This window comes from Pseudomonas sp., from assembly GCF_049590575.1.
In the GTDB taxonomy this organism is placed as follows: Bacteria; Pseudomonadota; Gammaproteobacteria; order Pseudomonadales; family Pseudomonadaceae; genus Aquipseudomonas.
On the sequence record NZ_JBAWDE010000212.1, the window covers coordinates 39,176 to 45,489 of the forward strand.

At 62.2% G+C, this 6,314-nt stretch carries 5 protein-coding genes; all 5 read right to left on the minus strand.

The window, feature by feature from the left end:
* Positions 1–148 precede the first annotated feature (148 nt).
* Positions 149–796, minus strand: coding sequence for a pyridoxamine 5'-phosphate oxidase (gene pdxH, locus WBR57_RS14055; RefSeq protein WP_424084325.1), 648 nt, complete (start codon positions 794–796; stop codon positions 149–151).
* A 27-nt stretch (positions 797–823) separates the two neighbouring features.
* Positions 824–1,978: an OmpA family protein gene (locus tag WBR57_RS14060; RefSeq protein WP_424084326.1), complete on the minus strand. Its 1,155-nt coding sequence runs from the start codon at positions 1,976–1,978 to the stop codon at positions 824–826.
* A gap of 144 nt (positions 1,979–2,122) precedes the next feature.
* On the minus strand, positions 2,123–3,268 hold the full coding sequence (locus WBR57_RS14065; RefSeq protein ID WP_424084327.1) for a serine hydrolase domain-containing protein: 1,146 nt from the start codon (positions 3,266–3,268) through the stop codon (positions 2,123–2,125).
* Positions 3,269–3,350: 82 nt separating this feature from the next.
* Positions 3,351–5,648 carry a beta-galactosidase gene (locus WBR57_RS14070; RefSeq protein WP_424084328.1) on the minus strand — a complete coding sequence of 766 codons (2,298 nt, stop codon included), beginning with the start codon at positions 5,646–5,648 and terminating at the stop codon, positions 3,351–3,353.
* 98 nt (positions 5,649–5,746) lie between these two features.
* Positions 5,747–6,314 (minus strand): helicase C-terminal domain-containing protein (locus WBR57_RS14075; RefSeq protein ID WP_424084329.1); only part of this gene is annotated, 568 nt, incomplete at its 5' end.

Consider the following 6,314-nt stretch of genomic DNA (forward strand, 5'->3'; position numbering starts at 1 on the left):
AGAAAACATGACGAACGGTAGCACTGAACTTGTTCCAAAAAATATCTTGGAGACATCCACGCGTGTAGCCGCGCCCAAGCTCGAAGCCTCTTGAATAGAGACTTCAGTGTGGCCGACAGGATTCAGGCGAGATGACGAAAGGTGCAGCTCAGGGCGCAAGACGCTCGCGCGTCCATTCGCCCGCCTGCAGGCGATAGTTGAGGCGATCATGCAGGCGGCTGGCGCGGCCCTGCCAGAACTCGATGCGCTCGGGCAGCAGGCGATAACCGCCCCAATGCTCGGGGCAATCGGGCTGGGTGTCGCTGAAACGCTGTTCAGTGGCCTTGAGCAGTTCCTGCAATTCCTCGCGGTCACGGATGACCTGGCTCTGCGGTGACGCCCAGGCCCCCAGGCGGCTGCCCAGCGGGCGGACCTGGTAGTAAGCGTCCGATTCCTCAGGCGTGACCTTGACCACCCGACCTTCGATGCGCACTTGGCGCTCCAGGGTCGGCCAGAAAAATGTCATGGCCGCAAATGGTCGCGCCGCGAGCTGTTCGCCCTTGGCGCTCTGATAGTTGGTGAAGAAGGTAAAACCCTGTGCATCCAGGCCCTTGAGCAACAGGATGCGGCAATGCGGTCGACCGTCCTGGTCGACCGTGGCCAAGGTCATGGCATTGGCTTCCACCGGTGCCTGCTCGGTCTTCACCGCATCGCCGAACCATTGGTGGAACAACGCAAACGGTTCACTCGGAGCCTGGGCCTCGTTCAAACCGTCCCGCGTGTAGTCACGGCGCATATCGGCCAGTGCCTGGGTCATGCAGCTTTATCCTTCTGGTTCAACGGATCAGTTTTTCGCCTGGTCGTTGGCAGCCGGTGCAGCGGCCTTGGCTTTGGCTGGAACCGGCTTCTTGGCAGCAGGTTTGGCCGGGGCTTTCTTGGCGGCTGGCTTGGCAGCGGCTTTCTTGGCGACAGGCGCCTTTTTCGCCGGGGCTTTGGCAGCAGGTGCCGGTGCTGGAACATCCTGCACCGCCACCATCTCAGCCGCAGGCGGGGTCTTGCCCGACTGGTATTTGCTGAGCAGGGCCAACATAGTTGTACGCTGAGTGAACATGATTTCCATGCGACGGTTCAGCGCACGGCCCTGGGTGCTGTCGTTGGCGGCGCGCGGCATAAGGTCGCCCATGCCACGCAGCATCAGGCGGTCCTGCTTCAGGCCGCTGAGGCTGAAGATCGACGCGATGGATTGCGCGCGTTCCTTGGTCAGCGCCTGACTGGCCGGGGCGGTACCGGTGGCATCCACATGACCCAGCACCAGGACGGCGGTCTTGGGATCGGATTCAACCGCCTTGGCAACGCGGGTGAACGGGCCCAGGGTGACCGGCAACAGCATCGACGGACGCTTCGGGTTGTAGGAACCGTCTACCGGCGCAATCACGACCAGAACGTTATCGCGACGCTCCAGTTGCAGGTTGCTGTCCTTGATGGCGGCGCGCAGGCGCGGCTCATAGTCGTCCAGCCAGGCCTGGGTGATTTTCGGGTCAGGCATCGGCACGTTGGTCACATCGACCTTGGCCAATGGCTTGGGTTTGCTTTCGAATGGCCACCACCAGTGGGTTTCGGTGTCGGTCTTGGCCACCGAAGGCGCGGGTTCCGCAGCCTTGAGGTCGGCCTTCAAGTCGGCCTTGGCTTCAGCAGCCTTTTCGTCGGCGCCCTTGGAGGCGAACGGCCACCAGTTGAAGCCGGTGTCAGCCTTGGCAACCGGGGCGGGTGCAGCAGAGGCGGCAGGTGCAGCAGCAGCGGATACGGGGGCGGCAGGCTTGGCGCCAGCAGCGGGTTTGGCATCCGGCTTGGCATCGGTTTGAGCGACGGCGTCCTTGGTAGCGGCTTTATCCGATCCAAATGACCACCAATGCCCGCCCTCGGCATCATTTTGTGGAGTTTGTGCGCAACCGGTAATAGTGAGGCAAAGCGCCAGTGCCAAGGACTTGTTCGATAACATGAGATATCCACAAAATGAGAAAAGAAACGGGGGCCTGGATGACCCGGTAAACAGACGCTTACAGAAGAGCAAAGTTACATCTTTTCCTACAGCGTCTTTCTTATAGTTGCCTTTGTAACAAAAAAACGTGAAACAGCAAGGGGTTTACAGACAACCGGCCAATATTCCGACCAACTTCTGTGCCCGTGGGTCCATAAGTACGTAAGGCCCGAGTGTATTAGTCACGAAACCAAACGCTACATCATGTTCAGGGTCGGCAAAACCTACCGAGCCGCCGGCACCGGGATGCCCGAAAGCACGCGGGCCAAGGCCGAAGGTGGCGTTGGGCAGTTGCGGTTGATCCAACATGCAGCCCAGGCCAAAACGGGTTTGCGTCAATAATGTTTTATCCGGCCCGATACTGTGTTCGCGGGTCAATTGTTCGAGCATGTCGGCTTCCAGCAAACTACCGTCCAACAAACCGCTATAAAAACCCGCCAGGCTGCGCGCATTACCGTGACCATTTGCCGCCGGCTGCTGCATGCGCCGCCATTCCGGTTTATTAGTGCTGGTCAGAATAGACGGGGGATTGGCAAATGCACGGGTAGTCATGGCCGCCGGTTCACGCATCATTACTTGCAGTAAACGTTGTGCGGCTTCATCGCCCATATTGCCTTTACTGCGGGCTATATGGGCGACACGATAAAACTCTTCATCGGCCAGCCCCACATGAAAGTCCAGACCCAGTGGCCGCGCTACCCGCGCCACAATGGACTCGCCCGGCCCACGCCCGTCGGCGCGGCGCAGCAGTTCCCCGACCAACCAGCCATACGTGATGGCCTCGTAGCCATGGCCCTGGCCCGGCGTCCACCACGGTGCTTCGGCCGCGAGGGTGTCGACCATCAATTGCCAGTCGTACAGCGCTTCGGTGGGCAGCATTTCGCGGATCGCCGGCAACCCGGCCTGGTGGCAGAGCAACTGGCGCAGGGTAATCGCCTCTTTACCGGCTGCGGCGAACTCAGGCCAGTAGTTGGCGACCGGCGCGTCCAGTTGCAGCTTGCCTTCGGCCACCAGCTGCAACGCCGTGACGGCGGTGAAGGTTTTGGTGCAAGAAAACAGGTTGACGAGGGTGTCGCTGTGCCACGCCTCGGCGCCATCCTTGTCGGCGGTGCCGGCCCACAGGTCGACCACGGTTTCGCCGCCGATCTGGATGCAGAGCCCGGCGCCGCGCTCCTGCGGGTCATCGAACAATGCGGCGAATGCTTCGCGTACGGCTTCGAACTGGAGTTCGTAATGACCCTGAATCTGCACCTGCACGCCCTCGGAAAACGCTGTAAGAAGTGGCCGGCATTGTTCCAGCCCTCAGGGCTTTTGTGAACCCGTCAGCACTCAATCAATGACCATTTCCGGAATGCCCACCGGCATGTCCGGCGCCCTGCCCCGGACCTTTGCCTGCTTGCCCGGCCCGGCCACCTTCGCTTTCACGCCCGGCGTTGGCGGCTTTGGCCTTCTGCGCTTCCTTGCCGAGTTGGTCGATCGCCGCCAGGTTGCTTTTACGCACACTCTCGACAAACCCCTGGTACGGCACATCGGTGATGCCGACCAGGCCGAAGTGGCCATTTTCGCCATCCAGCAAACGGCCGGTGACTGGCTGGTCCAGGTACTGGAACCAATGCACGCCGACAATCGACGGCTCGGCCATGGCCTGTTTGAGGAAGTTGCCGTACGCCACGCCGCGGTCTTCTTCCTTGGCCAATTGCGTCACGCCGCCCCAGAACGGGCCACGGTCCGCCGAGCCGAAGTTGAATTCGGTGATCAGTACCGGCTTGTCCAGGGCGCGCAGGGCGGCGAAGTCGTAGCAGTCCTGGGGTTTGAGGGTGTACATGTTGAAGCTCAGCACGTCGCAATACTGCGCGCAGGACGCCACGGCTTCCGGCGTGCTCACGGCATAGCGGCCGCCCAGCAGCAGCTGGTTGGGCGCGTGCCATTTGAGCGAGTCGGAGATGGTCTTGAAGTAGGCGTCGGCGAAGGTCTTCTGGAAGTATTTGAAGTCGGCTTCGATTTCCGGGTGCTCAGGGCTCGGCATCGGCGGCTCGAAACCCGGGTCTTCCATCAGCTCCCAGCCCGCCAGTTGAATGCCCCAGGCTTTCGACAAACCCGCTTCGTTGCGGTACTTGTCGCGCAATTGCTTGAGAAACGCGCGCTTGGCCGGTACGTCGGTGGTCATGCGCAAGGTGCCGTAGGCCAGCGCGTAACGCGATTTCGGGTCATCACCGGGGCCGGCCCAGGCCAGCTCATTGTCGGCAAAGAAGCCGATCAGCCATGGGTCATCGCGATGATCGCGGGCGGCAATGGCCACGGCGCGTTCGGTGGCCATGGCAAAGCGCGGGTCGAACGGGTCGGGCATGCCGCCCCACCAGTCGGTGCCCGTGCTGATGCTGGCGTAGTCGCCGACAATCGACAGCGGCAAGGTGTAAGGCACGCGGTCGGCCCGGGCCAGATCCTCGTCGCTCCAGTTGCCCACCGTGTTGAAACCCCAGGCCTGCAGGCGGTCGAGGGTATGGCTCACCCAACGCTTCTGGTCGAAGCCTTCGCCGCCATAAGCACGTTGCAGGTTGGCACCATAGAAGTCATACCAACGGCCCACGTTGAATCCACGCCCCTGGTCCGCGCCGTTGCCGCCACGGTTATCGCCACGGCCATAATATTTGTCGAACGGTTCGCCGGACTTGGGCAAGGCGGCAAACATCCACTCACGCCCGGCCACGTAGGTCTGGTTGTTGTCCGGCGCAACGGTGTTCACGCCCAGGGAATAAAACGGATGGCCTTCCGGCGTCACCAGGTACCAGCGACCGTCGCGTTTTTCGGTGCGGAAAAAGCCACTGGCGTCAAACGCCGGGCCTTTGTTCCAGCCGCCGTATGGGTCCAGGGCCGACTTTTCGCGCTCGGCCAGCCAGCCCTTGAGCTGCAGTTGCTCCTTGGCGGCGGCGGCCTTGAGTTGCTCGTCGCTGCTGACTTTTTCCGGCCAGCGCGCGCGGGTCGACTGCCCGTAGGCATCCACCAGTTCGCTGTAGGCGGCCTTCAACACCGGCTCGCTGTCCTGCACGCCAAAGCGCTCGAGCAGGATGCTTTGGGCGGCGTTGGGTTTGATCATCGACACAGTAACCGAGGCCACCTGGCTGCGGTCGATCTCCCCGGCGCTGCTGGCCAGCAGTACGCGCTGGCCATCCACGGTGATCGGCATCGGTGGGCCGGCCTTCATGCCTTGGCTCAACGGCGAGTTGGCTTGCAACGGTACCAGCAGGGTCTGGGCCGGCCCGGCCGGCAGGTCGATGCGGCTGACCAGGGTCTTGCCATCAGTGCTTTGCACTTTGACGTAGAGGGTCAGCGCCCAGTCCATAGCGCTCTGGATGCGCAGGCTCATGGCGCCGGACTGCGACCAGTCCCAGGTGCCGGTCTGCGGGCTGAGCACCAGGCTCGGCGCCGCGGCGGGGTTAAAGATGATGCGGCGCAGCACCTCGCCTTCGGGGGTCTGTTCGGCGTTGTATTGCGGCAGGCTGGCATCCTGAGTCGCCACCTTGACCACATCGGCAGGCCGGACGAAGTTGAACAGGGTCTGTTGCCCCGCAGGCGCGGCCATCAACGGCGCAGCAAACAACAGGGCAAAAACGGCGGGCAGCGTGCGAATCATACGAACAAGGTTCTCCCAAACGGCCGGTAAATGGCCTGATGACATAGAGCGTTGGCAGTCAGATAGACCACGCAGTGGGCGAATTCGCCCACAGTGGCTTAAGAAATTTCGCGCCTGAAAGGCGGCAAGGCATTCAGGATAGCTTTGCCGTAGCGCTGCGTGACCAAACGGCGGTCGAGCAAGGTGATGGTGCCGCGGTCTTGCTCGGTGCGCAGCAAGCGCCCGCAGGCCTGGACCAGCTTCAAGGAAGCATCCGGTACCGAGATTTCCATGAACGGATTACCGCCCCGCGCTTCAATCCATTCGGCCAGCGCCGCCTCGACCGGGTCATCCGGCACCGAGAACGGGATCTTGGCAATCACCACGTGCTCGCAGTAGGCGCCGGGCAAGTCCACGCCCTCGGCGAAACTCGCCAGGCCGAACAGCACGCTGGAGTCTCCCCCATCGACCCGCGCCTTGTGCTTGTTGAGGGTTTCCTGCTTGGACAGGTTGCCCTGGATAAACACTTGCTTGCGCCAATCGCGGTCGAGGCCATCAAACACGTCCTGCATCTGCTTGCGCGACGAGAACAGCACCAGCGTGCCGCGCGAGCCTTCCACCAGCGCCGGCAGGTCGCGAATGATCGCGGCGGTGTGCGCCGGCGCATCCCGCGGGTCGGCCTTGAGG

Coding starts and splice junctions, on each gene's coding strand:
- pdxH (WP_424084325.1), bottom strand. CDS start 796: ATGACCCAGGCACTGGCCGATATGCGCCGTGACTACACGCGGGACGGT.
- WBR57_RS14060 (WP_424084326.1), bottom strand. CDS start 1,978: ATGTTATCGAACAAGTCCTTGGCACTGGCGCTTTGCCTCACTATTACC.
- WBR57_RS14070 (WP_424084328.1), bottom strand. CDS start 5,648: ATGATTCGCACGCTGCCCGCCGTTTTTGCCCTGTTGTTTGCTGCGCCG.